The organism is Labilibaculum manganireducens (assembly GCF_002843385.1).
In the GTDB taxonomy this organism is placed as follows: domain Bacteria; phylum Bacteroidota; class Bacteroidia; order Bacteroidales; family Marinifilaceae; genus Labilibaculum; species Labilibaculum manganireducens.
Genome location: NZ_MVDE01000011.1, coordinates 69,058 through 84,936, shown reverse-complemented (window position 1 = coordinate 84,936; position 15,879 = coordinate 69,058). Strand labels below are relative to the sequence as shown.

The following is a 15,879-nucleotide window of genomic DNA, read 5'->3' as shown; positions in this document are numbered from 1 at the left end:
TCTTCTATTTTCAGGACGTTTATAAATTTAATATTAGCTAAAATAAAAAAGCCATATAAAACAAGGTTTATATAGCTTTTTATCGAAAGCCTGCAAAGCTTTACGAATCCAAATCTTTAAAAATCATATCTATTGTTTCCATTGGACTGGATTGCTTTTTGTGATGATCTTTTAAGTGATTGATACATGCTCTGGCAATCTTATTCACAATGTTACTGGTGATGTGCTCCACTTTTTTCAGTTCATCATCAGTCAATTTATTTTTGTGATAATCCAACTCTTTCCGTTGAACTTTCTGTAAATTTTCTTTTAAAGCAATAATTACAGGAGACAAGTATTTCACCTCAAGCCAGCTGTAAAATTCACTTATCGATCCGTAAATTATACCTTCTGCCTGCGGAATGCAATCTTTTCTTTGCTGAATGGCATCTGAGATATGTTTCGATAGTTCATCAACAGTAATCACCAAAACGTGATCTAACTTATCTATTTCAGGATGAACATTTCTAGGAACAGAAAGATCCAAAATCAATTTGCATTGGTCACTCCCATTAAAATGTTCCGGTAACAAGGTAGGTTGCGGAGCTCCGGTAGCTACTATAATAACCTCGGCCTTTTCCACCTCTTCAATTAATTTACTGACAGATTGGTACTTCACATTAAATTTATCAGCAAGTGCCTCAGCCTTGGCTTCAGTTCTGTTTATTAAAGTCAACGAGCGGTTATTCATGTGTTTCAATAAGTTACCACAAGTATCCTTCCCTATATCGCCGGTTCCATACAACAAAAAATTGCATGATTCCAAAGTTGAAACCTTATCCTTAATATACTGAACTGCTGCATGAGAAACAGAAGCGGCTCCTTTACTTATTTCGGTATTTGTTTTTATTTTTTTACTTGCCTGAAAGGCAAATGAAAACAGGCGATTTAAAAATGGGTTCACCATACCCATTTCTTCTGCTAACTGAACGGCATTTTTGACTTGCCCTACAATTTGAAAATCCCCAATAATCTGAGAATCTAATCCTGAAGTAACCCTATATAAGTGGTGAATACAATCATTACCAAACAAAGTATAACCATGAGAATCAAAATCCTCCCGATTACCTTCGCTGTATTTTAAGAATAAATCAGTAATAAACTCCGATTGGCTTGTGTGAGCGTAGATTTCAGTACGATTACAAGTAGAAAGAACTACGAATCCATCGATTTGATTTTCTTTTGCCTCTTTCAGTAAATTTTCCTGCTGTTCTGCAGTAAATGAAAATTTTCCCCTAACTTCAAGAGCTGTTTTCTTATAACTAATTCCTAAAACAAATAATTTCTGTAAATTTTCTCGTATTTGTGACGACATAAAACGAAATTTATTTTGAAACCTACCAAAAATTCATAAATGAAAGTCTGTGTATGCTGTGTCAAATATAAAAGTAATTATTTAAAAATCCTTGTGTTTTCAAATCCTTTACCCTTATTCTACTTAGCACTTTGTCCATTATGGAAAGCTCATAGGCGCTAAAAGGATTTTAATATCTTAAATACCAAAATAATTAGCTTCATATTCATAATTATATATTTCAAAAATATTTAATTGTTCAAATTAAATTTAAATTTGAACACCGATATATTTAGATACAAACACATGAATAAAACGCTTTATAAGCAAGAAAAAACCATAAGTATTCTAGGATGCGGTTGGTTAGGCCTACCACTGGCAAAATTTTTAATGAAAAATGCCTACTCTGTAAAAGGCTCTACTCCAACTCCTGAGAAAATATCCAGCTTGGCTCAGGATGGAATAACTCCTTATCTGATATGCTTTGATCCTGAAATAAACGCTGATTTTGATGCTGATTTTTTTAATTCTGAAATATTGATTGTTAATTTTCCACCCAAGCGCAGAGAAGATATTGAAGAATTTCACCCGAAACAATTTAAAGCATTAATTGAGCAATTGCATCTTTCCTCTGTAAAAAAGGTGATTTTCATTAGTTCAACCTCGGTATATGCGAATTTAAACAGACTTGTTACTGAAGAAGATAACCAAATTCCGGAAAAGAACAGTGGCAAAGCCTTGCGTATTGTTGAGAAGATGCTGCTTTCACAACAAAATTTTCAAACCAGTATCATCCGATTTGGAGGTTTAATTGGCTATGATCGTAAACCTGGACGTTTTTTTTCGAAAATGAAAAATGCTGTTGAAGGTGACACTCCTGTTAATTTAATCCATCAGGATGATTGCATCAACATCATATCGCATTTGATAGAAAATAATTTATGGGGAGAAATTTACAATGCTTGTTGTCCCAAGCATCCTAGTCGCAAGGAATTTTATGAGGAGGCCGCAAAAAAAGGAGGTTTTGAATCGCCAAAATTTGTCTCGAACCAAAGCCCGTATAAAATTATCAGCTCTGCTAAATTGGAAAATACCAATTATAAATTTAGATTTTCAAATCCAATTGATGCATTAATCTAGATTGTCTGACTGTAAATGTTTCATCTGCATTTAAATCATTCGTCAATTAATTTAGTTGATAAGTGGAATGAATTTTCTTTAAAAAATCAATTTGTTTAATTTTAATTAAACATTTAAGGGGTGCATTTACTATTTATATTAAAAAAAGATATAATCACCCTGTATTTTCACCCTGTAATCAATTAATTGTAAGCTTGTTTATTCTTTTTAATTAATTTAGAATTAACAACATATCCATACATAATGATATATTTACTAATAAAGCAGTCTATAAAAAATTACGTTAGCTGGAAAAATTCATTTGACCAATTTCAGGAATACCGTAAAATTGGAGGCGAACTTTCATGCGAAATATACCAAGCTAATGGAAAACAAAACGAGCATATTATTCTTTCTCAATGGAAAAATGAAGAAAGTGCTCTTGAATTTCTTCAATCGCAATCATTTGAAATGATTAAAGAGTTGGAAGAGGAAGAACCGGTGGCAATTCACTTTCTCCCGCCAAAAGCTGTTGGGTAAGCAACTTCATAATAAATCATCAACCCTAACGATTAGATTCGAATTAATTTTGAACAGTAAATCTTTTGTCAGTAAGGCTAGCTTCTCAGCAAAATCTTCTTCGTAAATATTGTTTTCCAAACAATCAAGAGCCTCTTTTATTTGATACAAATCACTTTCACCACCGTTAAAATTCCGGTACAATTCCAATGCCTGAATCTCAATTATTCCGGCATTAGAATGTATATTAACAGGCGTAAACACATTTATATCTTCAGGGAAAATCTTTTCTAATTCTTCTCCCACCTTACTTAAGTAAGAATTTAAAACATCAATGATATCTTCTAAACAAGCAGGTACACTTAAACCGATGCAATCATCAATCTCTCTTATTGACTCTATGTAATGAGCACTCATAAGAATCAAGTACTCCTCTATTTTCTCTATTTGAAGGTCTTGAATTCTTGGTTGAATTCTATAAAACTCAATAATATTCAAAATGGATTCGTATGAATCGGATGTACTGTTATTCAACTTATATCGATTAAAATTTACTATTCTACACCGTTTAAAGATAAAAGTGTCGTTTCAAAAAACTGAGGTCCCAGCTTACCCAAAATATTTCCGGCCAATTGAGCATTGCCCTCAATACTAAGTATCGCATACCCTTTTTGTCCTCTTTGTCCCAGTTTTAAATCAATTACATTGATATTTTGGGAAGCCAGTGCCGAAAGCAAAATTAGTAAGATTCCTGCAGTATTGTTATGGATAGAAAGAATCATTTGTTTACTGATTGCAATGGGTAAATTCACTCCGTCAACTTCCAGCAAATAATTCTTGTTTTTATCCAATTGCTGCATTTCCAAGATATCTCCTACCCTAATTTCGATAAAGCTATCTCCCCCTGTTCCTTTCACAAACTCAACAGCTTCATGAACAGAATCATCATCTCCCGAAAGGGTTAAAAAAGCCGTTGCAGTGCCATCATTATTGGAATTTAAATATGCCGTTTCAACATTGATCTCCTCCGATGCCAAAGCATTAAATATCATCGACAATACCCCAGGCTTATCTTTATGATGTGAGAACAATCCTTTTACCTTCTCCTTTTGATTTTGAGGAATTGTATTGCTTATAGTGATGGATTTATTTCCTTTTCGTATACGTATCGCTTCAAATTCGCCCAGCGAAGTCGAATTTTTATGATGCTCCAAGAATGTTCTAAAAGTTCCTCCGAAAGAAAATTTTGGAATTCGTCGTTGCTTGCTATCCTCAAACCGAAGATTTAACATCTCAATTCCCAAATTCATCACCTTGTATTCTTCCTCCTTAAAAGCCTGATTCCGCAAAGGTCTTTTCTCAGGAATGCACTTCGAAAAACTCAGATAATGTTTGTATCCGGCGTCATGAGCATAATGGATACCTGTCTCGTGATGATTACCTAAATTTTGCAATGTATGAGTATCAGTACCTAATGCTATTGGGATATCAAGTTGCTTTGCTCTTTTCAAAATTGAAATATCAGGATAGATACCACAACCTTTATTTATTCCAGCCAGATTTACATCCAATGCAAGATTATATTCGCTGATCATTTCCAGTAAAAACCGCATTCTACGAGCCAGAAAATGATCTGAGGTATCTAACTCCAGCAGAGGCTGAGGAATCGGGGCAAACAATTTTGGTAAATCTATATGACCAACAACCTGAATCATTTCCCAGGTAGAATCAACCATCTCAATCAATTCTTCGATGTATCCACCCCAATAATTTTCCAATCCACCTCTCAGTTTAATCAGTTCTTCAGTTTCCTCTATCGAACCATCATATGGAATTCCTTCCCGGGAAAAATGCAATGAACCTATCACAAAATCAGCATCTTGTGCCTGAAAAATTTTCGAACGGTTCCATTGCATTCCCAAATCAGGTCCTAACCATTCCAGTTCAATACCAAAACGAATATTAATTTGATTCCCATATTTCAACTTCAACTTTTCAATCTGATTTGGATAATTAAAATAGGCATTATCGCCCCTTATAAACTTAACTCCCAACCGTTTCTCTGCAGCATACCTGTATCTGGTTAAACGCGGTGTATGAATTATAAATGCAATATTTGGATGACCTTTTACTATGGCTAATTCAGTTATTTTATCCAATTCGTCAACTCCATGTTTTACATGATCGTTACCTGTTCCGGTGTGAATTCCGTGAGTCTCCCAAATAAAATATTCGGGCGTGGCAATATTATTTTGTGGCATTTACTTTCTCTTTGTGGTTAATAGTTGAGTAAAAATAATCATTTGCACACAAAGTAAAGGTGAATTATTCTAAATTCTTTTTGGAGTTTTTAATCAGATATATTCTCTCTTATTGAAGTGTTCACAAAATAAATATGACTTCTGTTTCTTCTTCATTACTCATTAGAAAGCAAATCAAGCTTATTTAAATTTTAGAAAACGTTTTACCCTTAAAAAACGTCTTCTTAGCCAACGGTATAATGGCTTTACCAAGTCAATAACCGGCGTAAGAGAAATCCATTTCTTTGTAATTTGAATTGTATCGAGACTTTGCAATATTCCAATTAAATCATTGGCAATTTCTTTGTAGCATCTCCTTTTATAACGATTCATTCCATAGGTTACATGATCCGGCGAGTATACAAACTTTCGTATATCAAGAAGGTAACAATTGGGAGTTTGTTCTATAAATTGATCCAAAGCAAGATTCATTACCCGGCTTCGCTCTGTATCATAACTTTCCCATTCTGCCGAAAATTCAACTTCTGATCCATTCATGAAAATAATTGGAATATATAATGGAATTCCGTCACGAATACTTGAAAGGTTTCTTCTAAAATCGTTAATTGATATTTTACCTCTATGCACAAAATTCTCAGAAAAGAATTGAAGGAATTCCTTACTTATCCCTAAATGATTTCTTTCCCTGCAGTTTTTAATAAATTTATCCCAAGTGTTCTGATTTGTGATATTAATGTTATTTCCTCCAAACGGAATTTTTAAATCCAATTTTTTGTGTTCATACATCTCTTGCGTAAAATCCATTATCAGGCTATAAACAAAAACGTTGTATGTATCGGTAAAAACACTGGAACGATAAGACTTGTAATCAATAAACGGCAGTTTTTTCACCAAATAGTTAACTTGTTCTTTTGACATTTCTCTGCTGTCAATCAGCATTTGAGTATGTTCCCTATTTATGATAAAATTATTATTTCCGTTATAATTCGATTCTCTTATTACGTCGCAATCATAATCCTGAAGATAATAAAGCATCTGAAATAAGTCGCACTCGCCTTTAAACAATATTTTGCATTTCGATGTATCATTCTTACTTTCAGAGATGTGAGTACTTATTCGGGCTTTATCAATCACAGAAATCCAATCGGGTTTGGATAAATTTAGAGGAATGGCCACATCAGGAACAATATTAATTTTAGGAAAATTCAATGAAGAATAAACGAACTGCTCAATCCCCAGATTGATTATTCGGCATGAAAACACAAAGTGCTCCAATTCATTCTTTAACTGATCGACAGCATAAAATCCTACAAATCCATAATCACCGTATTTATCGATTACTTTTATTAATTTTTTCTCAAGTTTATGATTTTCGATTAAACTTTTGACCTCTTTGTGGTCCAATCTTTTTTTTGTGTAATTTAATTGATTGGTTCTATTTAAAATCTCAAGAAGCCTTTCGGTATGATCGGTTAAATCATCTATATATTGGATGCGAATACCAGATGCTTTTAGAAACTCCTCATTGTTGTTAATCTCGATTTTATCAACATCCTTACGTTCCAAAATTTTATAATGCTTCAATCTGCTATGAGAAGAATCGTCTTTCCCCGTAAAAGCCGGGTGATTTTTCATTTCACATATAAAAGATGGTAATTTCGCGCAGATTCCTTTATTATAAAATTTCGCTTCCTCCAAATTCATGTGATTATCGTCCAAAAACAAGACATTAACTGATCTTAACTGACATTTTTCTATCACTTGCTGCACTAGTTTTCCTTTGGCTTCCCAAGTGATAACCGGGAATATAAAATAGTCCCAAATCCCAATTTCCTGAAGTTTTAATTTAGCTTCGGCAAAATTATTTTTGGAGACAATGCTGTTCATTATTCCTCTATTGGTTAACCATCTGACCAAATTGATATTTTCCGGGATACTACTCACATCCTCTTCAGAAAGGGTTCCTTTCCAAAAAGTTTCATCAAGATCCCAAATAACAAGTTTAATACTCTCCTCCATTACCAATTACTTTCTGAATTACTACCAATTAAATGATTAGGGTGAGGCGGATTTTTTATGAATAAACACTTAACAACATTCGAAGAGGCAAGAAATATATTGTTCTCTATAAATTACAAAAAACTGCTGGATTTATCAAAATACAAAGCTCTGACCAGCATTAATTCTATTCAGTGTATGAAAAAAATGGCTGACAAATAAAATATCAAATACAGTTCAGAATATCGCGTAATTTAAAAAACCTTTTTACAAAAAAATATGATAAGTGGAGAAAAAAGACAGATTAATTCCTGGAAAAATCAGATCGCTATCGGATCATATCATAAAAAAGACCTGTAATCACAGGTCTCTTAAAAAAATAGTTTTTGTTAATATTTAGATCTTTCCCTTCGGAAGATAATTATCTTTATAATACCCGCTTCGATAACCAAAATCTTTTACATCTACACCATTAACTCTAAAATCATTTAAAAGAATCGTAACATTTTTCACCGACCCTTTATCCACTAATTTATTGATATAATTTACATGTTCCTTCCGACTGAAATGATGACGAAGTACAAACAAATTAAGATCTGCATATTTGCCTGACAACAAACCATCTGTAACAACAGAAACCGGTGCACTATCCAATATGATATAATTATAATGAATTCTTGCTTTTTCCATAAATCCTTTAAATTTACCGTTAGCCAGAAGTTCTGCCGGATTTAAAGGTACCGGCCCGGCGGGAATGAAACTTAGATTTTCAAATTTTGTCTGGAAAATAATATCATCAAAAGCATCCTCACCCTTTAAATAACTGCTCATTCCATTCGATCGAATACTGCCAAACACCCTGTTTAATCCAGGTTTTCTCATATCTGCCTCAACCAGTAAAACCTTTTCATTATTCATTGCCAAAATGGCAGCTAAATTTAAACTTACAAATGATTTTCCTTCTCCAGGCATAACAGATTGCACTGATATGACCTTTTGTTTATTTTCTGCAAGCAGATTTTCCAAATCAGTTCTAAGGCTTCGAAACGATTCTGTTATTCCCGAACGCGGACGGTTGCAAACCAAAAAATCTTTACGATGCCTATTGTGGGAAATCACCCCTAAAACCGGAAGAGAAGTCTCCCTTTCCAGTTCGTAAATGCTACCTATGGTATTGTTAAAATAATCCCTTGTTTTTATAAAAATAAATGGCATTGAAATTCCAATTAAGAATCCAATAATTAGATTTAAAATGGTTTTCGGTTCTACTTGGTTGGTTGACATTAAACTTGCCCGATCCAAAATTTGAGAATTGGGAACATTGGAAGCTATGGTGATTTCTGCTTCAGCCCTCTTTTTTAAAAGAAAAGTATACAAATCATTATTCAGATCGTATCTTCTTTTGAAATTAATGAATTTTTGCTCCATTTTGGGTAATCGAACCAATTTACTTTTTACACCACTCATCTGTCGGGCTATACTGCTTAAATCATTTTCTGTGTTTACAAATAAATTTTGCAGATTTTCTTTCAAACTTTGTTTTGTATGTCTGATCTCCTTCTCCAGCACCAACATATTGGGTTCATTTTGCTTTACACTATATGATAATATCTCTTTCTTACCATATAGTTCTCCTAACTTCAAAACCAAATTGTTCAAACCCGGATCCGTAATATCAACTACTGAAGGTGACACAATTGAATTATCTACTAATTCATTGCCAAAATCCTGCTGAAGATGATGTTCAACTTTTGAAAATTGAAAGCTGTTATTTATGTATTGATTTAAATTCCTAATGTAATTTAACTTTCTTTCTGACAGGGCGTACTCCTCTTCCAACCTTTTTAAATCAGCCATTGCCAAATCGGCCTCTCTTTCAAGATCTGAACTCTGATTTTTAGATTGAAAATCACTGAATAAATGGCCGGTTTGTTCTAACGAATCCACCACCCCTTCCAGCTGCATATCAATAAACCGAATTGTATTTTTAGATATTTTATTCTTTTCTGATAAACAAAATTCAATATATTCTTCACTTAGTTCATTTAAAAAGTCGACGATCCTCTGTGCTGCTATTCCTTTCAGTTCCAATGCTATTAAATTCCCTTTTAAATCCTCCAGCGTTACATTTAGATTATCAGCATACTGTACACTAAGATTTTCCATGTTATTAAAAACAAAAAAGAACTCTGCCTCTAAAGGTACAATAACATCGTTGTTTTTTTCCAATACAAAACTGAAATGCTCGTTTTCGAAAGGAACTCCAAATTTACCCTTTGCTTCAAAATATGATATTTCTGAACTTTCCAAAATTGTATTATCAGACCTGACCATATATTCTTCTTCCGAAATCATTTTAACGAACAGAGGGAAATCATTCGGATTTTCGCGCCTATCAGTTTTGTACACGAAAAAAGGTGCCAAACCGTACAAATCCTGATTAAAGAATGGCATTTTTTGATACCATGAAACATTCCAGTTTAAATTAATTAAAACCTGTTTTGATAACGAGGAAGACTTTAAAACACCAATATGATCCTGAACATTTATTCCTCTCAAACTACCATCATCATCAAAGAATTCCTTCCCTCTTAAAGCATTGGATTCATTCTGAACCAATATTGTGCACTTAGCCTGATACTTAGATGGTGAATAAAAAGTATACATTAAACCGCCTCCTAAACCAAGAATTCCGAATACTAGAAACCAATACCATTTGGATACTAATTTGTATTGAAAGGCTTTGATTTGTTGTTTTTCTTCGTTCACCAAATTTTTCAGAAATTCATTTGAACTTGTCATTGGATCATATTCTTTAGGGTAAAAAATTCATTAAGTATGAATATAAAAAGAACTTCAATAAACAATAGATCGCCGAATAGCAAACTCTACTATTAGATTGATTTACAATGTGCTTATTTTTAAAATCTTTACATCAAAACACCCGTTAAGTAAATCACTCGGAAAATAAAGCAATAACAAAGCCTTGACGAACTGTTGAATGGTGAGGAAGTCTCAAAAACTAAATAATCAGGAAAAAAGATATCAATCTAATAGCTTCGTATTTTTTTGAAAATAATATTTTTGAAGGAAGCTATAAAATATTTTATATCAGTTTGTGTGGGATTTTTTAAATAGGATTCAATATATTTTTTTTCTGACTTTTCAATTCCTTCAAGAGTTTCAGGAAGATCCGCATAGAAAGGTGGTATAATTCCAGGTTTTACTTTTAGTCTTAACTTTTGTAATTCGGGTGTGTATAAATTAAAATATGACTTACTAATCGGACGCACTCCAACCAATTTCATCTCACCTTTTAGCAGGTTAAAAATGTTGGGAATTTCGTCAATCCAATATTTTCTGAGAATTCTTCCAACAGGTGTTATTCGGCTGTCATTATTGATTTTCCCTCCTTTTGCCAATTGGTTTTTATTTATAAAGGCCTCTTGTAAATATTCTGAAAAAGGAACCATGGTTCTCAATTTGTAAACCAAAATTTCCTTTCCATCTTTACCAATCCGTTTCATTTTAAACAGCAAACCATAAGAAGAATATTTATCAAAAAAAGGCGCTTTTAGTTTTTCAGCTACCAAATAAACATATTCTCCGGCACTATATTTATTTACTAATTCGTAGCCACTGGCATATAGCCGGCCAATTACTTCAAGTTCTCTTAATGATCGATTTTTACCTTTTGTTAGAGACAGATAGAAATTACGGGTAATGCTGAGTTTGGGAAACACCCTGCGGAAAACAAAGTAGGCGGCATATACCAGCTTATTTAATGGAAATGGATAACGGGTAAGTATTCTTCTTTCCACCTTTTCCTGTGGCTTAAGGCGGCAAATAAAAATGCCTCCCTTTTCAAGTTTACAATTAGCGGCTCCAAAAAACTCATTAATGCTAATTAGATTATTGATAGGTTCTATACTCACCAACAACTGAAAATTTATTCCTGCCAATTTGCTGATATCTTGTGAACTTATTAGAACATGTCTGGAATTAAAACGACAAAAATATCTGCTTATAAATTCAAACCCTTTCTGACCTAATTTCTGGGAAAGATCAATGAAATAGCTGGGTGAAATGACAAAACCGGACTGTTTCTGCGCCGATTCGATCCTTTGTCCTGTACTTTCCAACCTACGAATAGCATCAGATCCTTTCTTCATAACATAAAATATTGATACGCAACAATAGATATCAAAAATATCTTTACTGCTTTTAAAAAAGTTTATATCACAAAAACAATAGATCGCTAAATATTAGATTGATTTACAATGTGTTTATTTTCAAATCTTTACAAGAAAATACTCATTAAGTAAATCACTCTAAAAATCAGGTTGTTACAAAGCATAAACGAACTCCTGCGAATAAAAACAATTATGGAATTAAGACTTTTTTCTGTCTTAAATTAATTAGTGCCCACTTTATAGGATTTTTAATATTTTGGAAAATTAACTCTTTGCACCAATCAATATTTAAATGATTCCAACGCTGCGGATGAAATGTAATCATTATTTTAGATGGTAATACATTTTGGTTTAATGCATCGATAAGATCAAACGAGCTTTTAAATACCATGCCTTTTTCTTGCCAATACTTCTGTTGTCCGTTAATTTTATCTCTTATGCTAAAATTAAAACCATCCCAGCGTCTGCCGGTATCTGTTAGGTAAAAAACAGTACTGAAATCAAGATCAAAATAAGGCTCTCCAATAATTTTAAAATCGGAATATTTGTACTTTCCCCACAAATTTTTATTATCATATCTAGAAGTGGGAGCGCCGTGCATACAAATTGTTTCTACTGGAACCAATTGACGTAGACTAGTTAATTGCGTTTCGAAATCTTTCAGCCCAAAATTAAGTATTTGATTAGTATCATGGTTCGATTTAAGCTTTTTGACAACCCTTGACAAATTCTCATAATGATAGCCAATTTCGTGTCCTAAATTATTAATTTGCTTTATTTCTTCCTCATCCCAACCCGTCTTCCGAGATCTAAAATAATAACTCCCGGAAATCCCAATATCGGACTGAATGCGTGCAAATTCAAGTGAATTAGCAGGCAATCTATCCACATCATGCCTCAAAATAACCACTCTATCTTTGGGGTTCCTGAGATATGCTGAGAAAGTCTGAAAATGATAATTATTATCTATAAATCCTTTCAGTAATTTCTTATAAGTATCAAATGTAAAGTCTAGCTGCAAAATATTTTAATATTACAATCCATTAAATCAGATTCTTAATTGAACTTCTTTCTGCAAAGAAGCGGTTTTAGTCCACAGGGCTTAAAATGAAGGAGCTATTACCTACTTGAATGATATTTTTTTCCATAAATAGAACCCAAACTTCGCAATGAAAAATAGTATTGGACGGTTAATTTTTTCATACCTCCCTATATTACAGGTCTGTCCTCCAAATTTCATTTTATTTACCCGCACGCCATAAGGGACATGAGGACTACCAGCTCCGGCAAAATCATAAACAGTATAGCCATTTTCTTTTCCCCACAACATTACTTCCCAATTAATTAGGTCGTTGGCGCATTTTTGGTAATACTTGTTAAGAGCTCCTGCATAAGAAATATAAAGCACATTTTTATAGGCCAATACATAACGAAAAGCTATTGTTTCTTTTTCCCATTTAGCAGCAAACACTAAAAATCTTGGTTCTACATCAAAATTTCTCTGCCATTTTTTAAAGAAGTCGATGTCTGGATATGGCAATTGAATTCTCTTGTATAACTCCTGCAGAATAAAATATGTGGCAGTTAAATCTGCATGAGGACTTTCCAATTCAACTCTCACGCCCTCGCGGTAAGCTTTATTTATACTCTTTCGTTTTTCCCTGTTAATATTTTTCCAAATAACTTCTTCTGATTGTTCCAGATCCAAAAGTATATTCAGATGATCTTGATACCTGTAACCACATTGCAGGAAAACCGATTTGTAATTCGATGTATCTGCCCAATTCCGAATTTGAGTTATCAGAGCTTTAGTTTGAATCTTTTCATTGAATTTTGTCAATATCTGATTCAGCACCTCCTCATCTTCATTATCAATTAATGGAGCCCCTCTAATAATTGCACGATTGGCTAAAATTCCCGGAACTCCTTTTATTTCCTTTTGGATTACTGCTAACAGAACCCCGCTTATTTTTCCATTCTTACGTGCAGCAATCAAAATTGGAGTAAAGCCTTCTGTTTGCTCAAATACATCATACATTTGCGGCGTTTGAAACACATTCCCATGCAAGTTATTTCGAACAAAATCGCTCCAGGATTTTCTATCGATCATTGAAGAATCAGTGATGATTTCAAGATCTTCCGCTACCTTCCCAAAAGACTCCTGTACCGTTGTGTTGAATGTCATTTAAATAAATTTCTTGAATATGGTTTTGTATTCTTCCGCAATATTCTTCCATAAATAACTCTTTTGCAATCGATCATACGCTTTTAGGGCAAAAATCTTCATTTCATCAGGATGATACGATGCATACTTAATTTTCTCTGAAAGATCCACTGCATCTTTCACCTTAAAAAACAGAACTTCCTCATCGTTAAAAACATCTCTGTTCTCTGGAATATCAGAACAAATTATTGGAACCTTAAGAGCCGCAACTTCCAATAACATCATCGACATGGACTCATTCTCAGAAGAAAACACAAAAAACTTACTGCTGTATATGATTTTAAACAGCTTTTTTTTCTCCTTAATTAATCCAGTAAAAAGAATGTTGCCTACTTTTTGCTGCAATTGCAGTAACTTTTTTTCGTAATCTAAATTTTGCTTTAAATCGCCCATAATTACAGCGCTTTCTCTTTTTTCGAGTAAATCCATTGCCTCCAGAAATGTGTGGCAGCCTTTATCAGGTAACATTCTTCCTGCTGCAAAGGAGATATACTCTTCCTTTTTTGCTGTAATTTCAATTTCAGAATTTATCCCGTTTGGAATGTATTTCACCTTTTCAGAGGGTATCAGTTTCTCAACTTTTCTTTGATCTTTTAATGAAACAGTAGTAATGAAATTGGCGTACTTAAGAAAGTGCCGATCTTCAAAATCAAAAAAAAGTTTGTATCGCATCCATTTGGATGTTAGAACCATTCCATGCGTTGTTACTACTACAGGATAGCGTAATTTAAGAAGAGGAATCACAAAACTGGCATCGCGATGATGTAAATGAATCAAATCATATTTTCGAAACAAAAGTGCATCCAAGGCAGACCGAACGTAATATAAAAGTGAATTAATGCTTCCGAACGGCAACTTACGAATTACAATTTGAAAACTTTTTTGATAACATCCTGATTTCAAATTAGTATGGGAACTAACTGAATAGATTGTAAAATCAAAATCATTAGCCAGCTGAGCAATAATATTCTCTCCTACCGCTGCCGCTCCTCCATAAGCTGGAAGCCCCTTTAATCCTATAACACCAATTTTGAATTTATCAACTTTTTTCATGAAACACAGATACTGCAAACAAGCCTAACTTTCGAGAATCATTTTATAAAATTCAATTGTTTGATTAACTACCTTACCAGGGTGAAACTTTCTCATTGCCTCTTCTCTTGCATATTCAGAGAACCCTGAATAGAGTCCATCCTCATTACAAAATTTTAACAGGCATTCTTCCAACTCCTGCGAATTATCTGCATTAAAAACAAAACCTGATTTATTGGCGGTAATCATTTCAGCAACACCACCAACATCCGACGCAATTACGGGTCTGCCGGCAGCCATTGCTTCGGCAATACTAACCGGCAACGATTCCTGAAGCGAGGGCAAAACAAAAAGGTCAGCCTTCTTATACAAGTCCAACAACTCGCTTTGACTTTTCCACCCCAAAAAGTTTACTTCATCCTCCAGGTTATGGTCTTTAATAAAACTATATATCAAGTTCTTATAAAATTCATCTTTAAACCCGCCTATCACATCCAATTTAAATCCCCCGGTCTTATTTTTTAATCTAAGAATCGCTTTTAGTAAGCATAGGAGGTTTTTTCGTTGATTGATGACGCCAACATATAAGATCCGCTTTCCAAATTTTGAATGGGTTTTCAAATCAAAAAAAATTGGATTTACAGGATTAAAAATTAATTTCCCATAATAGTTCTGATTTTCTTTCAACTGCTCTAAAAACTTTCGATTGTAACTGGAAATGAATATATAATTCTTAAACTTTGGATAATAATAACGTTCAACAATCATTTTAAACCAAAATTTAAACTTGTCTGTTTTATTTTTTTGGTAATTAATTTCTTCCGCCATTATACCATGTTGTGTGATTACCAGATTTTTCTTATTTAAACCCAATAAACAAAACAGCATTGGAGAAGCCCCTTGAATGTGCACTATATCAGGATTAAACTCCCGGATATGGTTATGGACATCCTTCCTCATTTGAAAAAAACTATTGAATAATTTTCCTCCAAATTGATTTTTTCTGAATAAATATTCAATTGTGATATTGCCGGCATATTTTACTGTTTTTTTGCAATCCGACTTCCCCAATGAAAGAACTAGCAGATTTACCTCTGGGAAAGACTCAAAACCCTTTAGCAAATTCACAACCACAGCATCAACCCCGCCTTGAATTGAATTAAGATTTACTGGCAGCGAACTTATCATTAAAACTTTCAT

The 15,879-nt window shown here is 33.4% G+C and carries 12 protein-coding genes; 2 read left to right on the top strand and 10 right to left on the bottom strand.

All coding sequences use genetic code 11. The features are described from left to right. Positions 1-100: 100 nt before the first annotated feature. On the bottom strand, positions 101-1,354 hold the full coding sequence (gene hemA / locus BZG01_RS09185) for a glutamyl-tRNA reductase (protein WP_101309537.1): 1,254 nt from the start codon (positions 1,352-1,354) through the stop codon (positions 101-103). A 285-nt stretch (positions 1,355-1,639) separates the two neighbouring features. Between hemA and BZG01_RS09180 the strand changes: the two genes are divergently transcribed. Both BZG01_RS09180 and BZG01_RS09175 read left to right on the top strand, forming a co-directional pair. After that, a complete protein-coding gene (locus tag BZG01_RS09180) occupies positions 1,640-2,473 on the top strand; it encodes a Rossmann-fold NAD(P)-binding domain-containing protein (RefSeq protein ID WP_101309536.1) in 834 nt (277 codons plus the stop codon). A 243-nt stretch (positions 2,474-2,716) separates the two neighbouring features. Continuing rightward, positions 2,717-2,992, top strand: a complete 276-nt coding sequence (locus tag BZG01_RS09175; RefSeq protein WP_101309535.1) for a hypothetical protein — start codon at positions 2,717-2,719, stop codon at positions 2,990-2,992. Between the two features lie 6 nt (positions 2,993-2,998). On the opposite strand, the gene BZG01_RS09170 is transcribed toward BZG01_RS09175, so the two are convergent. The 9 genes from BZG01_RS09170 to BZG01_RS09130 form a co-directional block, all read right to left on the bottom strand. Next, positions 2,999-3,505 carry a hypothetical protein gene (locus BZG01_RS09170; protein WP_101309534.1) on the bottom strand — a complete coding sequence of 169 codons (507 nt, stop codon included), beginning with the start codon at positions 3,503-3,505 and terminating at the stop codon, positions 2,999-3,001. Between the two features lie 20 nt (positions 3,506-3,525). Beyond that, positions 3,526-5,232: a histidinol-phosphatase HisJ family protein gene (locus BZG01_RS09165; protein ID WP_101309533.1), complete on the bottom strand. Its 1,707-nt coding sequence runs from the start codon at positions 5,230-5,232 to the stop codon at positions 3,526-3,528. A 180-nt stretch (positions 5,233-5,412) separates the two neighbouring features. After that, positions 5,413-7,251, bottom strand: coding sequence for a hypothetical protein (locus BZG01_RS09160; RefSeq protein ID WP_101309532.1), 1,839 nt, complete (start codon positions 7,249-7,251; stop codon positions 5,413-5,415). Between the two features lie 375 nt (positions 7,252-7,626). Beyond that, positions 7,627-10,032 (bottom strand): GumC family protein, encoded by a 2,406-nt coding sequence (locus BZG01_RS09155; RefSeq protein WP_101309531.1) that lies wholly within the window; start codon positions 10,030-10,032, stop codon positions 7,627-7,629. Positions 10,033-10,280: 248 nt separating this feature from the next. Next, the gene (locus BZG01_RS09150; protein WP_101309530.1) at positions 10,281-11,402 is read right to left on the bottom strand and encodes a sugar transferase; all 1,122 of its coding nucleotides are present in this window, start codon (positions 11,400-11,402) and stop codon (positions 10,281-10,283) included. Between the two features lie 211 nt (positions 11,403-11,613). Next, positions 11,614-12,444, bottom strand: coding sequence for a hypothetical protein (locus BZG01_RS09145; RefSeq protein ID WP_101309529.1), 831 nt, complete (start codon positions 12,442-12,444; stop codon positions 11,614-11,616). 102 nt (positions 12,445-12,546) lie between these two features. After that, a complete protein-coding gene (locus BZG01_RS09140; protein ID WP_101309528.1) occupies positions 12,547-13,608 on the bottom strand; it encodes a lipid II:glycine glycyltransferase FemX in 1,062 nt (353 codons plus the stop codon). Next, positions 13,609-14,700 (bottom strand): glycosyltransferase family 4 protein, encoded by a 1,092-nt coding sequence (locus BZG01_RS09135; protein WP_101309527.1) that lies wholly within the window; start codon positions 14,698-14,700, stop codon positions 13,609-13,611. It lies immediately after the preceding gene. Positions 14,701-14,724: 24 nt separating this feature from the next. Then, positions 14,725-15,879: a glycosyltransferase family 4 protein gene (locus BZG01_RS09130; RefSeq protein ID WP_101309526.1), complete on the bottom strand. Its 1,155-nt coding sequence runs from the start codon at positions 15,877-15,879 to the stop codon at positions 14,725-14,727.

Coding starts and splice junctions, on each gene's coding strand:
- hemA (WP_101309537.1), bottom strand. CDS start 1,354: ATGTCGTCACAAATACGAGAAAATTTACAGAAATTATTTGTTTTAGGA.
- BZG01_RS09180 (WP_101309536.1), top strand. CDS start 1,640: ATGAATAAAACGCTTTATAAGCAAGAAAAAACCATAAGTATTCTAGGA.
- BZG01_RS09175 (WP_101309535.1), top strand. CDS start 2,717: ATGATATATTTACTAATAAAGCAGTCTATAAAAAATTACGTTAGCTGG.
- BZG01_RS09165 (WP_101309533.1), bottom strand. CDS start 5,232: ATGCCACAAAATAATATTGCCACGCCCGAATATTTTATTTGGGAGACT.
- BZG01_RS09160 (WP_101309532.1), bottom strand. CDS start 7,251: ATGGAGGAGAGTATTAAACTTGTTATTTGGGATCTTGATGAAACTTTT.
- BZG01_RS09155 (WP_101309531.1), bottom strand. CDS start 10,032: ATGACAAGTTCAAATGAATTTCTGAAAAATTTGGTGAACGAAGAAAAA.
- BZG01_RS09150 (WP_101309530.1), bottom strand. CDS start 11,402: ATGAAGAAAGGATCTGATGCTATTCGTAGGTTGGAAAGTACAGGACAA.
- BZG01_RS09140 (WP_101309528.1), bottom strand. CDS start 13,608: ATGACATTCAACACAACGGTACAGGAGTCTTTTGGGAAGGTAGCGGAA.
- BZG01_RS09135 (WP_101309527.1), bottom strand. CDS start 14,700: ATGAAAAAAGTTGATAAATTCAAAATTGGTGTTATAGGATTAAAGGGG.
- BZG01_RS09130 (WP_101309526.1), bottom strand. CDS start 15,879: ATGAAAGTTTTAATGATAAGTTCGCTGCCAGTAAATCTTAATTCAATT.